This is a genomic window from Streptomyces sp. a15 (assembly GCF_059026085.1).
The window spans coordinates 22,884-40,944 of sequence record NZ_JBWLKM010000045.1 but is presented as its reverse complement, the minus strand read 5'-3'; the positions used below and the strand labels follow the sequence as shown (position 1 = coordinate 40,944).

Genomic DNA, 18,061 nt, shown 5'->3' with positions numbered 1-18,061 from the left:
TTAGCGGCTGTTGCTCACGTGGTCCATGGGCAGCCACAGGACGGCGTTCCCCACAGGGCCGCTCCCGCCTTGATCTCCTCGTCGGTTAGGGCCCGGTCCCAGACGCGGACATCGTCGATCGCGCCGGTGAAGAAGGCCCGGCTGTCCATGCGCTGCCCGATGTGTACGCCGAACGGCGCGTTGCGGCTGACCGAGCCCGGCACGTCCGCGGCGCCGATCGCCGTACCGTCGATGAACAGGGTCAGCCGGCCGCCGCCGCGGCGCAGCGCCAGATGGTGCCACCGGCCGTCGTTGTGGGCGCCGGTGGTCGTGACGGTCGCCGTGCGCACGGTCGTCGCGCCGTCCCGCGCGGTGATCAGGCCGCGCAGCCGGTTGCCCGCGGGCTCGCCGCGCAGCCAGACCTGCGGCTGGGTGTTGCCGACCCCGCCCATCCACAGCAGCGGCTGCTCCCCGGTCGTGGCGGTGTAGCGGAACCGGAGGGATGCCGTGAACTCCTTGGTGTCCAAGGCGAGTTGCTGGCGGTACGGCAGGCGTACGGCGTCGTCGGCGCCGTCGAACTCCAGCGCCCCGCCCGACGCGCCGACCGTCGCCCCGGCACCACCCAGCACGGCCGCGTTCGCGGCGCCCGGGGCGAGATCGAGGGTGGTCGGATCCGGGCCGCGGCGTGCCTGCAGCCAGTCCTCGGTGAAGCGGGCGAAGCGGACCTCGTCGCGGGCGTCGACGGTGCCGGCCTCGTACAGCAGGCCCACCGTGTCGTCGTCGATCGGCGCCAGGTCGGAGTAGCCGGACCAGTCCGTGGTGACGACCGTGCCCCGGTCGACACTGTCCCAGGTGGCGCCGCCGTCGTAGGAGGAGCGGATCATCATGGTCCGGCGGCGGTCGGGGTCGGCGGGACAGGACAGCAGGATGCGGTCGCCGAAGGGGAGTGTCGCGCACTGGACCTGGGGCGCGTAGAGGTCCGGGAGCTCGTGGAAGGGCGCGGTGAAGCTGGTGCCGCCGTCGAGACTGACGGCCTGGGTGCGGTGGCCGATGTCGGTGCCGTTCTGTTCGCGGCCGCTGACCAGGACCGCGCCGTCGGTGCGCTCGGTGAGCGTCAGCTCGGACGGTTTCTGCCGGAAGACGCGGTCCTTGGCGACGGGCCAGGAGTCGGTGGCGCCGGCCTTCCAGTGGTCGCCGCCGTCGTCGCTGACGATGAGGGCGGCGTGGTTGGCGGTGACCCGACTGCCGTGCCAGGTCTCGGCGTTGACGCCGAAGACCAGTCGGCCGGCGTGCGCGCCGCGGGTGAGCTGGATGCCGTGCACGGGACCGGTGGCGTACCAGGAGTTCCAGTGCGCGGGCCGGATCTCGGCACTCAGGTCGCGCGGCGCCGACCAGGTCAGGCCGTCGTCGTCGCTGTACTGCAGATGGGGGGTCCGGTCGCAGGGCGCGGAGCAGCCGGCGCTGTCCGTGCGACCCGTGTTGTACGTCTCGGCGAGCAGCACGCGGCCGGTGTCGCGGTCCACGATCGGGGCCGGGTTGCCGTGCGTGTCGCCGTTGCCCTCGTTGATGACCTGGAGCGGGCCCCAGGTGCGGCCGCCGTCCGTGGAGCGTTTCAGGACGATGTCGATGTCGGCGGCGTCACCGCAGTTCAGGACCCGGCCCTCGGCGAAGGCCAGCAGTGTGCCGTCGACTGTATGCACAATCGCCGGAATGCGGAAGCAGGCGTAGCCGGGGTCCTGGGACGCCTTGAAGAGGACCTGTTGCTCGAACTCCGGTGCTGAGCTGGGTGTTTGAGCGTGCCCGGGAGTGGGCGACACGGCCAGCGCCGCCGTCGCGACGACCGCCGTCAGATTGATGGAGCCCTGACGGGCGCGAAACCGTGCCGGCAGGGGACGAGTTTCCCTTTCCTGTCTGAACATCCGATCATGCTAGGTCTGGCGGTTTGTCAGATATGTCAGGCGGGGCCCGTCGCTGCTCCGGACGGGTGTGACGCACGTCAGAACCTGCGGAGTGCCGGCGGCGGGCGGTCAGGCCTCGGTCGGCGCGGCTGCCAGGGAGGGCATGAAGATGTGCCGGCACCATGCCGGCTCCCCGCGGGGCCGAACGTGACGAGTTCATGGGCCTGTTGATCCGGATTTCCGGTACGGACGGCCGGCGGCGGATAACGTTCCGTCATGAACGCACCACGCACCGTCGAATCCGGGCCCGCGCTCCCCGCTGCCCGCACCGCCCTCGTGCTCGTCGATCTGATGGACCGCATCGTCGCGCTGCCCCTGGAACCTCGCAAGGGCACCGAAGTCCTCGCCGTCGCCGAGGAGTTGGCGTCCCGGTTCCGCGCGGCCGGTGCGCTCGTCGTGCTCGTCCGCGTCGAGCGCGCCGGCGTCGCCGAGCAGCCGCCCGGCAGCGGGCTGGTGGCCGGCCTGCTCCGGGACGGTGACGTCGAGATCGTGAAGCGGACGATCGGCGCCTTCCAGGGCACCGGCCTGGACGAGTGCCTGCGCGAACGCGGTGTCACCACGCTCGTGTTCGGCGGGATCGCCACCAACCTCGGCGTGGAGTCCACCGCACGCGCGGCCGGCGACCTCGGCTACGACCTCGTCTTCGTGGAGGACGCCATGGCCGCGTTCACGACGGCCGAGCACGAGGCGTCCGTACGGCTGGACTTCCCCCGGCTGGGCACCGTGGTGACCGCGGCGCAGGTGCGCCTCGGGGCGGAGTGAGTCCTCGGAGCGTATGGCGGGCGGGCTCGGCACCACCCTCGTGCCGCGGTCGGCAGCCGGCGAGCCGCCGCTCACCCCTGATCACCGCCTTCGCCGAGTCCGCACAGGCGGCAGCTTGAGACGGCGGGCTGAGAGCGGCAGGCTGTGACGGCTGGTTTGAGACGGGGCCCCTGCGGCGCAGGGGGCGCTCCCCGCCGGTCGGGGCCCCGCCGCCGTGTCGCGGGGAGCCGGTCAGCCCTGGGCGGCCGCGGCCCGCAGGGCGATGCGGCCCTCGCCCGCGTACACGTTCATGGAGCTGCCCCGCAGGAAGCCCACCAGCGTCAGCCCCGCCTCCGCCGCCAGGTCCACGGCCAGTGACGAGGGCGCCGAGACCGCCGCGAGGACCGGGATGCCCGCCATCACGGCCTTCTGCGCCAGTTCGAAGGAGGCCCGGCCCGATACGAGCAGGATGGTGCGGGACAGCGGCAGGTCCCCGTTCTGCAGGGCGCGGCCGACCAGCTTGTCGACCGCGTTGTGCCGGCCCACGTCCTCCCGGATGTCGAGCAGTTCGCCGTCCTCGGAGAACAGGGCCGCCGCGTGCAGGCCCCCGGTCCGGTCGAAGACCCGCTGGGCCGCGCGCAGCCGGTCGGGGAGGCTCGCGAGCAACTCGGGTTCGACGCGGACCGGGGGAGTGTCGGCGATGGGCCAGCGGGCGGTCGTACGGACGGCGTCGAGGCTCGCCTTGCCGCACAGGCCGCAGGACGAGGTCGTGTAGACGTTCCGCTCGAGCGTGATGTCGGGCATGATCACGCCCGGCGCAGTCCGGACGTCCACCACGTTGTAGGTGTTCGAGCCGTCTACGGTCGCCCCCGCACAGTAGACAATATTCAGCAGATCGGATGCCGCGGCCAGCACACCCTCGCTCACCAGGAAACCGGCGGCGAGCGCGAAGTCGTCGCCCGGTGTGCGCATGGTGATGGCGAGCGGTTTGCCGTTCAGCCGGATCTCCAGTGGTTCCTCGGCGACGAGCGTGTCCGGGCGGCTGGAGACCACCCCGTCCCGGATGCGGATCACCTTGCGTCGTTCCGTGACTCGTCCCATGTCCTGATCAGCCCCGGTTCTGTACGTGCTGGTAGCCGAAACGGCCCTTGATGCAGAGGTTGCCGTGGGTCACCGGGTTGTCGTGCGGCGAGGTGACCTTCACGATCTCATTGTCCTGCACGTGCAGAGTGAGGTTGCAGCCCACTCCGCAGTACGCGCACACCGTGGTCGTCTCCGTCTGCGCCGACTCGTCCCAGGTACCCGCCGCCCGCATGTCGAACTCCGACTTGAACGACAGGGCGCCCGTGGGGCACACCTCGATGCAGTTGCCGCAGTACACGCACGCCGAGTCCGTGAGCGGCCCGTCGTGCTCCACCGCGATCCGGGCGTCGAAGCCGCGCCCCACGACCGAGATCGCGAAGGTGTTCTGCCACTGGTCGCCGCAGGCGTCCACGCACTTGTAGCAGAGGATGCACTTGTCGTAGTCGCGGACGTAGAGGTCGTTGTCGACCCTTGGCTCCTCGTTCAGCCGGGCCGCGTCCGGGCCGAAACGGTCCGGCTTCGCCTCGTACTCCTTGATCCACTCCGCCACCCTCGGGGTCGTCGACATGTCGACCGAGGAGGCGAGCAGCTCCAGGACGATCTTGCGGCTGTGGCGGGCCCGCTCGGTGTCGGTCCTCACCTCCATGCCGGGCTCGGCCTTGCGGGAGCAGGCCGGGACCAGGGTGCGGGAGCCCTCGACCTCGACGACACAGACCCGGCAGGCGTTCTTGGGGGTGAGGGTGTCGCCCTCGCAGAGCGTCGGGATGTCCTTCCCGGCCGCCCGGCAGGCGTCGAGGACGGTCGAGCCCTCGGGGACCCTGGTCTCCTCCCCGTCGATGGTGAACTCCAGCAGGCGGCGGGGGATCCCCAGCGGTGTCACGGTCATTCGTACGCCCCCAGGCGGTCGATGGCGGATTCCACGGCGTTCCACGCGGTCTGTCCCAGACCGCAGATGGAGGCGTCCCGCATGGCGCGGCCGACCTCCCTGAGCAGGGCGATGTCGTCGGCCGCCGCCGCACCCGTGCGCTCCGCGATCCGGTGCAGGGCCTCCTCCTGGCGGACGGTCCCGACCCGGCACGGCACGCACTGGCCGCACGACTCGTCACGGAAGAACTCGGCGATCCGCAGGAGCAGCCGGGGCAGCGGCACCGTGTCGTCGAAGGCCATCACGACCCCCGACCCGAGCGTGGTGCCCGCCTCCCGGGTGCCTTCGAAGGTGAGCGGGATGTCCCGTTCGTCCGGCCGTACGAAGCCGCCGGCCGCCCCGCCGAGCAGCACCGCCCGCAGCCCCTCGCGCACGCCGGCCAGCTCCAGCAGTTCGCCCAGCGTGGCGCCGAACGGCAGCTCGTAGATCCCGGGCCGGTCCACGCTGCCCGACACGCAGAACAGTTTGGGCCCGGTGGACCGCTGGGTCCCGATCGCCGCGTACGCCGGGGCGCCCATGGTCAGGATCGGCAGCACGTTGACCAGCGTCTCGACGTTGTTCTCGACCGTGGGTTTGCCGAACAGGCCCTTCTCCACGGGGAATGGCGGCTTCGAGCGCGGTTCGCCCCGGTAGCCCTCGATGGAGTTGAACAGGGCCGTCTCCTCGCCGCAGATGTACGCGCCCGCGCCCCGCCGGATCTCGATGTCGAAGGCGTAGCCCTGGCCGAGGACGTCGTCGCCGAGCAGTCCACGGGCGCGCGCCTGGTCGACGGCACATTGCATACGGTGTACTGCGCGCGGATATTCGCCGCGCAGATACAGCAAGCCTCGGTGCGCTCCGGTCGCGTACGCCGCGATCGTCATCGCCTCCACCAGCGCGTACGGGTCGCCCTCCATGATCACGCGGTCCTTGAAGGTGCCCGGCTCGGACTCGTCCGCGTTGCACACCAGGTAGTGCGGATGGTCGGGCTGGGACGCCGTGGCCTGCCACTTGCGGCCGGTGGGGAAGGCGGCGCCACCGCGCCCGACCAGGCCCGAGTCGGTGACCTCACGGATGACTCCGGCGGGACCGAGGTCGAAGGCCCGGCGTAGGGCGGTGTAGCCGCCGTGGGCCCGGTAGTCGTCCAGGCTCGTCGGGTCCACGACGCCGACGCGGCGCAGCAGGGTCAGCGACGGGTCTCCCGCCTGGGGCACCGCCATCGCCGCCGACGGCTCGACCGGCGCCGAGTCCGGTGCGCTCGCCGCGAGTACGGCCGCCTCGACCGTCGCCGGCGCCGAGACCGCCGTACGCACCGGATCCCCGGCTTTGATCGCGAGCGCGGCCGGAGCCCGTTCGCACAGGCCGAGGCACGGGCTGCGCTCGACCGAGACACCGCTGCCGAGGCCGAGCCGGGCCTCGATCCCGGCGCACAGCTCGGACGCCCCGGCGGCCGCGCACGCCAGGTCCGTGCACACGTGCAGCACGGTCGCGGGGCGGGGCTTGACCGAGAACATCGCGTAGAAGGTGGCGACCCCGTACGCCTCCGCCGGCGGCACGGTCAGCCGACGGCACAGGTAGTCCAGGGCGCCCTCGCTGATCCAGCCGACCCGGTCGTTGATCGCGTGCAGCCCCGGCAACAGCAGGTCACGGCGGTCCCGGGCCGCGCGCCCGCCACGGGCCCACCTGAGGTCGGCGGCCCTCATCTCATCGCGGTCGGCCCCCTCCCACGAGGACTCCGGAGGACCGAGCAGCGCGTCGACCGCCGCCCGCTCGTCGTCCGTCGGCTTGCTGTCACCGAAGTGCAGATCCACCAGGTCACCTCACTCTTGAGCCACTGAGCAGACTGAGCAGCTTGGGTCAGCCGACGGTCGTCGTGATCGGCAGCTTCTCGATTCGGATCGCCGACGCCTTGAACTCCGCCGTCCCCGCGATCGGGCAATTCGCCTCGATCGTCAGCTGGTTGGTGTCCACCTCGTCGGGAAAATGCATGGTCATGAAGGCCAGCCCCGGCCTGAGGGCGGGGTCGACCCACACGGGCGCGACGACCGACCCGCGCCGCGAGGCGATCTGCACCTCCTCGCCGACCACGACCCCGTACCGCTCGGCGTCCTCCGGACACAGCTCGATGAACTCGCCGCGCCGCAGCGGGGACGCGAAACTCCCGCTCTGCACGCCGGTGTTGTACGAGTCGAGCCGTCGGCCGGTGGTCAGCCGGATCGGGTACTCCTCGTCGGTGAGATCGACCGGCGGATCGTGCTGGACGAGCCCGAAGGGGGCCGGCCTGCCGCGCCGTGCGGGGTCCTTCTCCCACAACCGGCCGTGCAGGTAAGTCGGTTCGAGCCGGTCGGGGTCGGGACAGGGCCACTGGATGCCCTGGTGTTCCTCCAGGCGGTCGTACGTCATTCCGTAGTGGTCCGGCGAGACCGAGCGGAGCTCGTTCCAGACGGACTCGGAGTCGGCGTACTTCCAGTCGTGGCCGAGCCGTGCGGCCAGGTCGCAGATGATGTCGACGTCCTCGCGGGCCTCGCCGGGCGGGGTCACCGCCCGGCGCACCCGCTGAACCCGCCGCTCGCTGTTGGTGGTTGTGCCCTCGGTCTCCGCCCAGCCGGCCGTGGCGGGCAGAACGACGTCCGCGAGTTCGGCCGTCTTCGTGAGGAAGATGTCCTGCACCACGAGGAAGTCCAGCTGCCGCATCCGCCGTACGGCCTGCTCGCTGTCCGCCTCCGACTGCGCGGGGTTCTCGCCGATGCAGTAGACCGCCTTGAGCGTGCCCTCCTCCATGGCCTCGAACATCTCCGTCAGGTTCATCCCGTAGTGCGGCTGGATGACGGTGTCCCAGGCCGACTCGAACTTCAGCCGCGCCACGGGGTCGAGGATGTCCTGGAATCCGGGCAGCCGGTTGGGGATGGCGCCCATGTCGCCGCCGCCCTGCACGTTGTTCTGGCCGCGCAGGGGCTGCAGACCGGAGCCGTAGCGGCCGACGTGGCCGGTGAGCAGCGAGAGGTTGATCAACGCGCGCACGTTGTCGGTGCCGTTGTGGTGCTCGGTGATGCCGAGGGTCCAGCACAGCTGGGCGCGTTCGGCGCGGGCGTAGGCGTGCGCCAACTCCCTTATGGCTGCGGCCGGTACGCCCGTCACCTTCTGCGCGAGGGACAGCGTCCACGGTTCGACGAGCTGCTTGTACTCCTCGTAGCCGCTGGTGGCGCGCGCGATGAACGCCTCGTTGGCGAGGCCGGCGTGGATGATCTCGCGGCCGATCGCGTGCGCCATCGGGATGTCCGTGCCGACGTTGAGACCGAGCCAGCTCTCCGCCCACTCGGCGGTCGACGTCCGTCGCGGGTCGACCGCATACAGTCGACCGCCGTTGTGTATGCCCTTGAGCGCGTGCTGGAAGAAGATCGGATGCGCGAAACGGGCGTTGGAGCCCCACATCACGATGACGTCGGTGTACTCGATCTCCTCGTACGACGACGTCCCGCCGCCCGAGCCGAACGCGGCCGACAGACCGGCCACGCTCGGGGCGTGACACGTCCGGTTGCAGGAGTCGACGTTGTTGGTGCCCATGACGACGCGGGCGAACTTCTGCGCCACGTAGTTCATCTCGTTCGTCGCCCGGGCGCAGGAGAACATGCCGAACGAGCCGCGGGCCGCCGTCAGGCCCCGGGCGGCGCGGTCCAGCGCCTCGTCCCAGGTGGCCTGACGGAACGGTTCGTCGCGGGAGTCCCGGACCAGCGGATGGGTGAGCCGGGTGTAGGTCTTCGGGGTTCGATCGCGTTTCCTCATGCGGCGCTCCTCAGTGCGAGCAGGTCCGAGATGGCGTGCACGGTGCGCAGGGTGGGCACCTCGACGCCGGTGATCTCCGCCAGCTCCACGACGGCCGCGAGCAGCACGTCGAGTTCGAGCGGCTTGCCGCGCTCCAGGTCCTGGAGCGTGGAGGTGCGGTGGTCGCCGACCCGTTCGGCGCCCGCGAGCCGGCGCTCGATGGAGACGCCGACCTCGCAGCCGAGGGCCTCGGCGACGCTGAGCGTCTCGGTCATCATGATCTCGATGACCTTGCGGGTGCCGCCGTGCAGGCACATCTGCCGCATGGTGGCGCGGGCCAGCGCGCTGATCGGGTTGAAGGAGATGTTGCCGAGCAGCTTGAGCCAGATGTCGTTGCGCAGGTCGGGCTCGACCGGGCACTTCAGCCCGCCGGCCTGCATCGCCTCGCTGAACGCCGTACAGCGCGCCGAGACGCTCCGGTCGGGCTCGCCGACCGAGAACCGGGTTCCTTCCAAGTGCCGTATCACGCCCGGTCCTTCGAGCTCGGTGGCCGCGTAGACCACGCAGCCGACGGCGCGTTCGGGCGCGAGCACCGCACTGACCGCGCCGCCCGGGTCCACGCTCTCGACGCGATGGCCGTCGTAGGGGCCGCCGTGCCGGTGGAAGTACCACCAGGGGATGCCGTTCTGGGCGGCCACGACCGCCGTGGAGTCGTGCAGGAGAGGCTCGATCAGCGGCCCGCACGCCGCGTACGAGTTGGCCTTCAGGCCCAGGAAGACGAAGTCGACCGGGCCGACCTCGGCCGGGTCGTCGGTGGCGTGTGCGTGCGCGGTGAAGTCACCGCGCGGGCTCAGGACCCGCACACCGTGCTGCCTCATGGCCGCGAGATGCGGTCCACGGGCGACGAGGTGCACGTCGGCGCCGGCGCGGTGGAGCGCGGCGCCGACGTAGGCGCCGATCGCTCCGGCGCCGAGTACTGCGACTTTCATACGAGGGAGCTCCGTTCGGTCGAGGGATACCGCGGAGATGGCGCACTGCCGAAATCTGTCGACGAAATATTGTCTACAGTATGGAAGTTGTGCCAGCAAGGGTTCGCGCAGGATGGGGAGCGGCCGGGGAAACCGGCCGGTAGGACCGTTCGGCGCGCACGGGATACCGTTCATCGCATACGGTCGACGCGCCGCCTTCTCAACTTCCCGGATTCTTCCTACCGTTCGGGATCATGAGTCCCCCAGTCGCACCCGCGGGCTGGAGCCGCTGGCTGGTTCCGCCCGCCGCCCTCTCGGTCCACCTCTCCATCGGACAGGCCTACGCCTGGAGCGTGTTCAAGCCGCCCCTGGAATCAGCCCTCGGCCTCAGCGGCACACAGAGCGCGCTGCCCTTCCAACTCGGCATCGTCATGCTCGGTCTGTCGGCCGCGTTCGGCGGCACGCTCGTGGAGCGCAACGGGCCGCGCTGGGCGATGACCGTCGCCCTGATCTGCTTCTCGTCCGGCTTCCTGCTCTCCGCGCTCGGCGCGGCCACCGAGCAGTACTGGCTGATCGTCTTCGGCTACGGCTTCGTCGGCGGTATCGGCCTCGGCATCGGCTACATCTCGCCCGTCTCGACCCTGATCAAATGGTTCCCGGACAGGCCGGGCATGGCCACCGGCATCGCCATCATGGGCTTCGGCGGCGGCGCCCTCATCGCCTCGCCCTGGTCGGCGCAGATGCTGGAGTCGTTCGGCAGCGACAGCTCCGGGATCGCGCTCGCGTTTCTCGTACACGGGCTTTCGTATGCAGTCTTCATGACCCTGGGCGTGCTGCTCGTACGGGTACCGCGCAGCCCGAGGCCGGTCGAAGGCGCACCGAGTGTCCTCGCGGGCCCGCAGGTCTCCGCCCGCAGTGCGGTGCGCACACCCCAGTTCTGGTGTCTGTGGGTCGTGCTCTGCATGAACGTGACCGCCGGCATCGGCATCCTGGAGAAGGCCGCCCCGATGATCACGGACTTCTTCGCGGACACCTCGACCCCGGTGTCGGTCTCGGCCGCAGCCGGCTTCGTCGCCCTGCTGTCCGCGGCCAACATGGCGGGCCGGATCGGCTGGTCGTCGACCTCCGACCTGATCGGCCGCAAGAACATCTACCGCGTCTACCTCGGCGTGGGCGCCATGATGTACGCGCTGATCGCCCTGTTCGGCGACTCGTCGAAGCCGGTGTTCATCCTGAGCGCGCTGGTGATCCTGTCCTTCTACGGCGGCGGGTTCGCGACCATCCCCGCCTACCTCAAGGACCTCTTCGGTACCTACCAGGTCGGCGCGATCCACGGACGGCTGCTCACCGCCTGGTCCACGGCGGGCGTCCTCGGGCCGCTGATCGTGAACTGGATCGCCGACCGGCAGGAGGAGGCGGGCAAGCACGGGGCGTCACTGTACGGTCTGTCGTTCGTCATCATGATCGGGCTGCTCGTGGTCGGCTTCGTCGCCAACGAACTCGTCCGGCCCGTCCACGTCCGTCACCACGTTCCCGCCCCGAGCAAGGAGGCCGTCGATGTCCAGCGACAGCAGTCAGAGTCCGCCTAGCCGGCGGGGGCTGATCGCCTTCGCCTGGGTGTGGGTCGGGGCACCGCTCGCCTACGGGCTGTACGAACTGGTACAGAAGGCGACCCAGCTGTTCACCGGGTGACCCGTTCGGACAGTGTTCGGGCGTCCGAGGGCCTGATGGAAGCCGACAAGGCCGGAGCCGGTTTCCTGTGGCTTCACCTGCCGTCGTACCCGCGAGTCATTGATCAGACTGGTGAATCCCGCTACCTGAGCAACGAGGGGGATTCGCCCATGAACGGCTCGCGCATCGCCGCTGTCGGCCATTACCAGCCCGCCAGGGTACTCACCAACGAGGACCTGGCGGGCATGGTCGACACCAGCGACGAGTGGATCAGGTCCCGGGTGGGCATCCGCACCCGCCGTATCGCCGGGCCCGACGAGCCGGTCGACGAGCTGGCCGCGCACGCCGCCGCCAAGGCGCTCGCGGCGGCCGGTCTGACGCCCGCCGACATCGACCTGGTGCTGGTGGCCACGTCGACCGCGGTCGACCGTTCGCCGAACATGGCCGCCCGGGTCGCCGCCCGGCTCGGCATCCCCTCACCCGCCGCGATGGACCTCAACGTCGTGTGCGCCGGCTTCACCCACGCGCTGGCCACCGCCGACCACACCGTGCGGGCGGGCGCGGCGACCCGCGCCCTGGTCATCGGCGCCGACAAGATGTCCGAGGTCGCCGACTGGACCGACCGTACGACCTGCGTGCTCGTCGGCGACGGCGCGGGCGCCGCGGTGGTCGAGGCTGCTCAGACGGAGCCCGGTATCGGGCCGGTGCTGTGGGGGTCGGTGCCCGAGATGGGGCACGCGGTACGGATCGAGGGTCAGCCCGCGCGGTTCGCGCAGGAGGGGCAGAGCGTCTACCGCTGGGCGACCACGCAGCTGCCGCCCCTCGCCCGCCGGGCCTGCGAGCGCGCGGGCCTCGTCCCCGCGGACCTCGCCGCGGTCGTGCTGCACCAGGCCAACCTGCGCATCATCGACCCCCTCGCCCAGAAGCTGGGTGCCGTCAACGCCGTGATCGCACGCGACGTCACCGAATCGGGTAACACCTCCGCCGCGAGTATCCCGCTCGCGTTCTCCAAGCTGGTGGAGCAGGGCGCCATCTCCACGGGGGATCCGGTGCTGCTCTTCGGCTTCGGCGGGAACCTGTCGTACGCCGGACAGGTGGTCCGCTGTCCCTGACGTGCCCTTACAACGGGATGTGACGAGGCCAACTCGCCGTTCCCCTGGCACCTGTGCGCCGTAGACTGTAGACGAAAGACAATCGATACTGGGTCTACGGGTGACACCGGCCTTTCACGGCTGCTGTGCACGGCCCGCAGAGGAGGGGGACCGCGATGTTGTCGACAGGACTGCCGCAGGGAGCAGTGCCCAAGCTCGAACGGCCGGGTCCGCTGCGGGACCGCGTCTACGAGGCGCTGCTCGAACTCATCACCACCCGCGCCCTGCAGCCCGGCCAGCATCTCGTGGAGAGCGAACTGGCCGGGCATCTCGGAGTCTCCCGGCAGCCGGTGCGCGAGGCCCTGCAGCGGCTGAACACCGAGGGCTGGGTCGATCTGCGCCCCGCCCAGGGCGCGTTCGTGCATGAGCCGACCGAGGAAGAGGCCGACCAACTCCTCACCGTGCGCACGCTGTTGGAGGCCGAGGCCGCCCGGCTGGCCGCCGCGAACGCGGACAAGGCCGGCATCCAGGTGCTGGAAGAGATCCTGAAGCAGGGCAGGCTGGCGGTCGCCTCGGACGACGTGGACGCCGCCGTCGCCCTGAACGCCCGCTTCCACGGGAAGGTCATGGAGCTCGCGGGCAACGCGGTCCTCGCCGAACTCGCGGCACAGGTCGACCGGCGGGTGCGCTGGTACTACACACCGGTCGCCCGGCAGCGCGGCAACCAGTCCTGGATCGAACACCGGGACCTGATCGCCGCGATCGCCGACCGCGACGAGCAGCGCGCCACCGAGCTCATGCGGGAACACACCGAGCACACGCGCCGCTCATACCACGCCCGCCAACAGCCTTAGTCCTCGCGGTACTTACCGTGCGCGCCGGGACTTGCCGACCTCAACTGCCGGTCTCCCGTGCTGCTGACCTCACGGCGCCCGCCGCTCAGAACGCGTCCGCGTGCGCCCTCGCCCAGTCGGCGAAGGCGCGCGGCGCCCGGCCGGTGACCTCCTGGACCGTCGGCAGGACCACCGACTCGTCCAGAGTGCCGTCGACGAAGAAGGCGAAGAAGGCGTCGACGTACGGCGTCGGCATGCGCGCCTCCAGCTCGGCGCGCGTCTCCTCGTGCGTCAGTCCTACGGCGCGCAGGTCCCGCCCCAGCACCTCGCCGAGGACGCGGACGCGGTCGGCGGGCAACAGCGCCTCGGGGCCGGTCAGTTCGAGGGCCCGGCCCGCGAACTCGTCGGAGAGCAGGGCACTCAGGGCAGCCTGCGCGATGTCGTACGGATCGATGTCGGTGGTGTACACGTCCGGGAAGGGCACCCGCACCGTGTCGCCCTTGCGGATCTGGTCGGCCAGTTGCAGCGCGTTCGACATGAAGCTCGTCGGCCGCAGGCAGGTCCACGCGAGCCCCGACTCCCGCACCGCCGTCTCCGCGTCGATCAGATAGCCGGCGACCGCGTTGGCCGTGTCGCCGGTGCCCGCCGACTTCCCCGACAGCAGGACGACCCGCTCCACTCCCGCGTCCCGCGCATCCGCCAGGACCTGGCGCTGACCGCCGTAACCAGGCATCAGGAACAGGGCTGTTACGCCGTCCAGCGCGTCCCGCACGGTCTCCGGCCGGTTCAGGTCGCCGGCCACGGCCTCCACCCCCGACGCCCCCGACGGCAACCCGTCCGTCCGGCCGGCCCGACTCAGCGCCCGCACCGGCCGACCGGCCTCGGCCAGGGCACCGACGAGTTCGGCCCCCACATTCCCCGTGGCACCCGTCACCAGAATCACACGGTCCCCCTCTCGGCCCGGGCCGTGCCCGGCCCGGGTCTCGTGCCCATCCTGCGGTGCCGGGGCGGGGGGCACCAGGGTGCGGACCGTCTTTGTCCTGTGAGGAGAAAAAGTCTGCGGCAATCCATGCACGACTTCTTCCCACCTTCGGCAGCCGCTGCTACGTTCCCCTCGAAAGCCAGCCAACCGGTGGCCGATTGAGGCGGGGAGGGGCTCGTGAGACGCATGACGGCTCGACCCGCGAACGCGCATCAGGCCCGCCTGCTGAAGCTGCTGCGGGACGGCGGCCCCAACTCCCGTGCCCAACTGGGAGATCAGGTCGACCTGTCGCGGTCCAAGCTGGCCGTGGAGGTCGACCGGCTGCTGGAGACCGGCCTGGTCGTGGCCGACGGACTCGCCGCCTCGCGCGGCGGCCGCCGCTCCCACAACATCAGGCTCGCCCCCAGCCTGCGGTTCCTCGGCGTCGACATCGGCGCGACCTCGGTCGACGTCGCCGTCACCAACGCCGAACTGGAGATCCTCGGCCATCTCAACCAGCCCATGGACGTACGCGAGGGCCCGGTCGCGGTCTTCGAGCAAGTCCTGTCCATGGCCGCCAAGTTGCGGGCCTCGGGACTCGCGGAGGGCTACGACGGCGCCGGCTTCGGCGTCCCGGGCCCGGTCCGCTTCCCCGAGGGCGTGCCGGTGGCTCCGCCGATCATGCCGGGCTGGGACGGCTTCCCCGTGCGGGAGGCGCTCAGCCAGGAACTCGGCTGCCCGGTCATGGTCGACAACGACGTGAACCTGATGGCGCTGGGGGAGATGCACGCGGGCGTCGCACGCTCGGTGGGCGACTTCCTCTGCGTCAAGATCGGTACCGGCATCGGCTGCGGCATCGTCGCCGGCGGTGACGTCCACCGCGGGGTGACGGGCAGCGCGGGCGACATCGGGCACATCCAGGCCGTGCCCGACGGACGACCGTGCGCCTGCGGCAACCGGGGCTGTCTGGAAGCCCACTTCAGCGGGGCGGCCCTGGCCCGGGACGCCACGGACGCGGCCCAGCAGGGCCTGTCGGTGGAACTCGCGACCCGCCTGGAGACGAACGGCGGCCTCACCGCCGTCGACGTCGCCGCCGCGGCCGCCGCGGGCGACGCCACCGCCCTCGACCTGATCCGTGAGGGCGGCGACCGCGTCGGCCAGGTCATCGCCGGCCTGGTCAGCTTCTTCAACCCCGGCCTGGTGGTGATCGGCGGCGGGGTGACCGGCCTCGGCCACACCCTGCTCGCCGCCATCCGCACCCAGGTCTACCGCCAGTCACTGCCGCTGGCCACCGGCAACCTGCCCATCGTCCTGGGGGAGTTGGGTCCCACCGCCGGAGTCATCGGCGCGGCCCGCCTCATCAGCGACCACCTGTTCTCACCCGCATAAGCACCGACTTCATACGCTCCACGCCAATACGCTCCACAGCCGACTTCATACCCTCACCAGCCGACTTCCTACATTAGCCAACCGACTTCATACGGCATATCGCCGACTGTATACAGCTCACGGGCACCTCGCCCTACCCCGCCCTGCCCTGATTCCGGCCCGCACGCCTGCCAGGGGGACCCGCACATGGCACCCGAACCAACGCTGCTCAGCATGTCCGGCATCACCAAGTCGTTCCCCGGAGTCCGGGCCCTCGACGGCGTCGACCTCGACGTCCAGGCCGGAGAGGTGCACTGCCTGCTCGGCCAGAACGGCGCCGGCAAGTCCACCCTCATCAAGGTCCTGGCCGGCGCCCACCAGCCCGACACCGGCACCATCCGCTGGCGCGGCGAGGACGTCACCCTCCGCTCGCCGATCGCCGCGATGCGCCTCGGCATCGCCACCATCTACCAGGAACTCGACCTGGTGGAGCACCTGTCGGTCGCCGAGAACGTCCACCTCGGCCATGAACCCACGACGGCCGGATTCGTCGTACGGGGCAAGGCCGCACGAGCGTCAACCGCCGCTCTGCTCAAGCGGCTTGGGCATCCGGAGGTCGATCCGGCCCGCCTGGTGGGGGAGTTGTCGGCCGCCCAGCAGCAGATCGTGTCCATGGCGCGGGCGCTCTCGCACGACGTACGGCTGATCGTGATGGACGAGCCGTCCGCCGCCCTCGACCCGGACGAGGTCGACAACCTCTTCCGGATCGTCGGCGACCTCACCGCCGCCGGTGTCGCGGTCGTCTACATCTCCCACCGGCTGGAGGAGATCCGCCGCATCGGTGACCGGGTGACCGTTCTGAAGGACGGGCGGGCGGTCGCGGTCGGACTGCCCGCGAAGTCGACACCGACCCGCGAGGTCGTCGCGCTGATGACGGGACGCAACGTGGAGTACGTGTTTCCCGAGCGGCCGGCGTCGGCCCCCGGCGGCACACCGGTCCTGGAGGTGCGAGGGCTGGCCCGCGAGGGCGAGTTCGAGCCCCTCGACCTGAGCATCCGTCCCGGCGAGATCGTCGGCCTCGCCGGACTCGTCGGCTCGGGCCGCTCCGAGATCCTGGAGACGATCTACGGTGCCCGCAAACCCACCGCCGGCCAGGTCAGCGTCGACGGACGCCCGCTGCGGCCCGGCAGCGTCCGCGCCGCCGTCCGCGCCGGCCTCGGACTCGCCCCCGAGGAACGCAAGGCGCAGGCCCTGCTGATGCTGGAGTCGGTCACCCGCAATGTCTCCGTCTCCTCCATGTCCCGCTTCTCGCGAGCCGGTTGGATCGACCGGGGCGCCGAACTGGGGGCCGCGCGGGCCGCGACGCGCGAGCTGTCGCTGCGTCCCGACAACCCGAACGTCCCGATCCGCACCCTGTCCGGCGGCAACCAGCAAAAGGCCGTCCTGGCCCGCTGGCTGCTGCGCGGCTGCCGGGTGCTGCTGCTCGACGAACCGACCCGCGGGGTCGACGTCGGCGCCCGCGCCGAACTGTATGCAGTCGTCCGTCGACTGGCTGACGAAGGCCTCGCCGTACTGCTGGTCTCCAGCGAGGTCCCCGAAGCGCTGGGCCTCGCCGATCGTGTCCTGGTGCTGCGCGAGGGCCGCGTCGTCCACACGGCACCCGCCCGCGACCTCGACGAACACCGCGTACTCGACCTCGTCATGGAAGGAAGCCCCGCGTCATGACGCAGCCCGTCTCCCCGCCCCGGGACAGCGCCGACAAGGTGCCGTCGACGAACGAAGCACCGGCCTGGCGGTCCCTCGTGTTCCGCGCCGACGTGCGCACCCTCTCCCTCCTCGGAGTGCTCGCCGCGCTGATCCTCATCGGAGGCATCACCAAGCCCGACGAGTTCCTCGACACCCGCAACCTCCAACTCGTCCTCACCCAGGCCTCGGTGATCGGTGTCGTCACCGTCGGGATGACCTTCGTCATCACCTCGGGCGGCATCGACCTGTCCGTCGGCGCCATCGTCGCGCTCGCCTCGGTGTGGGCGACCACGGTCGCCACGCAGGAGTACGGCTTCGCGGGCATCCTCTTCACCGCGGTGATCGTCGGCGTCGGGTGCGGCCTGGTCAACGGGCTGCTCATCGCGTACGGCGGGATGGTCCCGTTCATCGCCACCCTCGCCATGCTGGCCTCCGCGCGCGGCCTGGCCCTGCAGATCACCGACGGCCGTACGCAGATCGTCACCGTCGACGGCATCCTCGACCTCGGCGAACGCGACTCCTACGTGCTCGGCGTCCCACCCCTGGTGATGGTGTTCGCGGTCGTGACGATCATCGGCTGGCTGGTGCTGAACCGGACCACCTTCGGACGCCGCACGGTCGCCGTCGGCGGCAACGCGGAGGCCGCCCGGCTCGCGGGCATCGACGTACGCCGCCAGCGGCTGTACCTCTACCTGCTGTCCGGACTGTGCTGCGGCATCGCCGCCTTCCTGCTGATCATCCTGTCCGGCTCCGGCCAGAACACCAACGGCAACCTCTACGAACTCGACGCCATCGCGGCCGCCATCATCGGCGGCACCCTGCTCAGCGGGGGTCGCGGCACCATCACCGGCTCCGTGCTCGGCGTCCTGATCTTCACCACGATCACCAACATCTTCGCCCTGAACAACCTGCAGAGCGACGTCCAGCAGATCGCCAAGGGCGCGATCATCGTCGCCGCCGTGCTGGTCCAGCGCCGTACCGCGAGCACGAACTGAG

General features: G+C 70.8%; 14 protein-coding genes and 1 pseudogene. 8 read left to right on the top strand and 7 right to left on the bottom strand.

The genetic code is table 11. From position 1 onward, the window contains the following. Window positions 1-1,868: pseudogene (locus tag AC5P09_RS33525) on the bottom strand (exo-alpha-sialidase). Window positions 1,869-2,153: 285 nt separating this feature from the next. Here AC5P09_RS33525 and AC5P09_RS33520 point away from each other — a divergent pair. Beyond that, window positions 2,154-2,699 (top strand): isochorismatase family protein, encoded by a 546-nt coding sequence (locus AC5P09_RS33520; protein ID WP_493877478.1) that lies wholly within the window; start codon window positions 2,154-2,156, stop codon window positions 2,697-2,699. Between the two features lie 231 nt (window positions 2,700-2,930). Here the strand turns inward: AC5P09_RS33520 and fdhD are convergent, their stop codons facing one another. Genes fdhD through AC5P09_RS33495 form a run of 5 tightly spaced genes read right to left on the bottom strand, consistent with a single transcriptional unit; the run spans window position 2,931 to window position 9,416 of the window. Next, complete coding sequence (gene fdhD, locus AC5P09_RS33515) at window positions 2,931-3,779, bottom strand: formate dehydrogenase accessory sulfurtransferase FdhD (protein WP_493877477.1); 849 nt, start codon at window positions 3,777-3,779, stop codon at window positions 2,931-2,933. A gap of 7 nt (window positions 3,780-3,786) precedes the next feature. Next, complete coding sequence (locus tag AC5P09_RS33510) at window positions 3,787-4,647, bottom strand: 2Fe-2S iron-sulfur cluster-binding protein (RefSeq protein WP_493877476.1); 861 nt, start codon at window positions 4,645-4,647, stop codon at window positions 3,787-3,789. Further along, entirely contained in the window at window positions 4,644-6,476 is a 1,833-nt protein-coding gene (locus AC5P09_RS33505; RefSeq protein WP_493877475.1) for an NAD(P)H-dependent oxidoreductase subunit E, read from the bottom strand. Before AC5P09_RS33505 ends, AC5P09_RS33510 begins: the two co-directional genes overlap by 4 nt. 46 nt (window positions 6,477-6,522) lie before the next feature. Beyond that, window positions 6,523-8,448: a molybdopterin oxidoreductase family protein gene (locus AC5P09_RS33500; protein WP_493877474.1), complete on the bottom strand. Its 1,926-nt coding sequence runs from the start codon at window positions 8,446-8,448 to the stop codon at window positions 6,523-6,525. Continuing rightward, complete coding sequence (locus AC5P09_RS33495) at window positions 8,445-9,416, bottom strand: 2-dehydropantoate 2-reductase (protein WP_493877473.1); 972 nt, start codon at window positions 9,414-9,416, stop codon at window positions 8,445-8,447. The genes AC5P09_RS33500 and AC5P09_RS33495 overlap by 4 nt, the downstream gene beginning before the upstream one ends. Before the next feature lie 233 nt (window positions 9,417-9,649). Here AC5P09_RS33495 and AC5P09_RS33490 point away from each other — a divergent pair, with 233 nt between their 5' ends. From AC5P09_RS33490 to AC5P09_RS33475, 4 genes are all read left to right on the top strand, one after another. Next, window positions 9,650-10,984: an OFA family MFS transporter gene (locus AC5P09_RS33490; RefSeq protein ID WP_493877472.1), complete on the top strand. Its 1,335-nt coding sequence runs from the start codon at window positions 9,650-9,652 to the stop codon at window positions 10,982-10,984. After that, window positions 10,953-11,087: an MFS transporter small subunit gene (locus AC5P09_RS33485; protein ID WP_266450115.1), complete on the top strand. Its 135-nt coding sequence runs from the start codon at window positions 10,953-10,955 to the stop codon at window positions 11,085-11,087. The genes AC5P09_RS33490 and AC5P09_RS33485 overlap by 32 nt, the downstream gene beginning before the upstream one ends. A gap of 149 nt (window positions 11,088-11,236) precedes the next feature. After that, on the top strand, window positions 11,237-12,178 hold the full coding sequence (locus AC5P09_RS33480) for a beta-ketoacyl-ACP synthase III (protein ID WP_493877471.1): 942 nt from the start codon (window positions 11,237-11,239) through the stop codon (window positions 12,176-12,178). Between the two features lie 155 nt (window positions 12,179-12,333). Next, window positions 12,334-13,011 carry a GntR family transcriptional regulator gene (locus tag AC5P09_RS33475; RefSeq protein ID WP_266450118.1) on the top strand — a complete coding sequence of 226 codons (678 nt, stop codon included), beginning with the start codon at window positions 12,334-12,336 and terminating at the stop codon, window positions 13,009-13,011. Window positions 13,012-13,096: 85 nt separating this feature from the next. Here the strand turns inward: AC5P09_RS33475 and AC5P09_RS33470 are convergent, their stop codons facing one another. Continuing rightward, window positions 13,097-13,933, bottom strand: a complete 837-nt coding sequence (locus AC5P09_RS33470) for an NAD(P)H-binding protein (RefSeq protein ID WP_493877470.1) — start codon at window positions 13,931-13,933, stop codon at window positions 13,097-13,099. Between the two features lie 225 nt (window positions 13,934-14,158). On the opposite strand from AC5P09_RS33470, the gene AC5P09_RS33465 reads away from it, so the two are divergent. The 3 genes from AC5P09_RS33465 to AC5P09_RS33455 all read left to right on the top strand — a co-directional run bounded on the left by AC5P09_RS33465 (window position 14,159) and on the right by AC5P09_RS33455 (window position 18,060). Next, the gene (locus tag AC5P09_RS33465) at window positions 14,159-15,340 is read left to right on the top strand and encodes an ROK family transcriptional regulator (protein ID WP_493877469.1); all 1,182 of its coding nucleotides are present in this window, start codon (window positions 14,159-14,161) and stop codon (window positions 15,338-15,340) included. A gap of 186 nt (window positions 15,341-15,526) precedes the next feature. Next, on the top strand, window positions 15,527-17,044 hold the full coding sequence (locus tag AC5P09_RS33460; protein WP_493877468.1) for a sugar ABC transporter ATP-binding protein: 1,518 nt from the start codon (window positions 15,527-15,529) through the stop codon (window positions 17,042-17,044). Then, window positions 17,041-18,060, top strand: a complete 1,020-nt coding sequence (locus tag AC5P09_RS33455) for an ABC transporter permease (RefSeq protein WP_493877467.1) — start codon at window positions 17,041-17,043, stop codon at window positions 18,058-18,060. Before AC5P09_RS33460 ends, AC5P09_RS33455 begins: the two co-directional genes overlap by 4 nt. Window position 18,061 lies beyond the last annotated feature (1 nt).

Excerpts from the sequence above, each read along its gene's own strand:
- AC5P09_RS33520 (WP_493877478.1), top strand. The coding sequence starts at position 2,154 with ATGAACGCACCACGCACCGTCGAATCCGGGCCCGCGCTCCCCGCTGCC.
- fdhD (WP_493877477.1), bottom strand. The coding sequence starts at position 3,779 with ATGGGACGAGTCACGGAACGACGCAAGGTGATCCGCATCCGGGACGGG.
- AC5P09_RS33510 (WP_493877476.1), bottom strand. The coding sequence starts at position 4,647 with ATGACCGTGACACCGCTGGGGATCCCCCGCCGCCTGCTGGAGTTCACC.
- AC5P09_RS33500 (WP_493877474.1), bottom strand. The coding sequence starts at position 8,448 with ATGAGGAAACGCGATCGAACCCCGAAGACCTACACCCGGCTCACCCAT.
- AC5P09_RS33495 (WP_493877473.1), bottom strand. The coding sequence starts at position 9,416 with ATGAAAGTCGCAGTACTCGGCGCCGGAGCGATCGGCGCCTACGTCGGC.
- AC5P09_RS33490 (WP_493877472.1), top strand. The coding sequence starts at position 9,650 with ATGAGTCCCCCAGTCGCACCCGCGGGCTGGAGCCGCTGGCTGGTTCCG.
- AC5P09_RS33485 (WP_266450115.1), top strand. The coding sequence starts at position 10,953 with ATGTCCAGCGACAGCAGTCAGAGTCCGCCTAGCCGGCGGGGGCTGATC.
- AC5P09_RS33480 (WP_493877471.1), top strand. The coding sequence starts at position 11,237 with ATGAACGGCTCGCGCATCGCCGCTGTCGGCCATTACCAGCCCGCCAGG.
- AC5P09_RS33475 (WP_266450118.1), top strand. The coding sequence starts at position 12,334 with ATGTTGTCGACAGGACTGCCGCAGGGAGCAGTGCCCAAGCTCGAACGG.
- AC5P09_RS33465 (WP_493877469.1), top strand. The coding sequence starts at position 14,159 with ATGACGGCTCGACCCGCGAACGCGCATCAGGCCCGCCTGCTGAAGCTG.
- AC5P09_RS33460 (WP_493877468.1), top strand. The coding sequence starts at position 15,527 with ATGGCACCCGAACCAACGCTGCTCAGCATGTCCGGCATCACCAAGTCG.
- AC5P09_RS33455 (WP_493877467.1), top strand. The coding sequence starts at position 17,041 with ATGACGCAGCCCGTCTCCCCGCCCCGGGACAGCGCCGACAAGGTGCCG.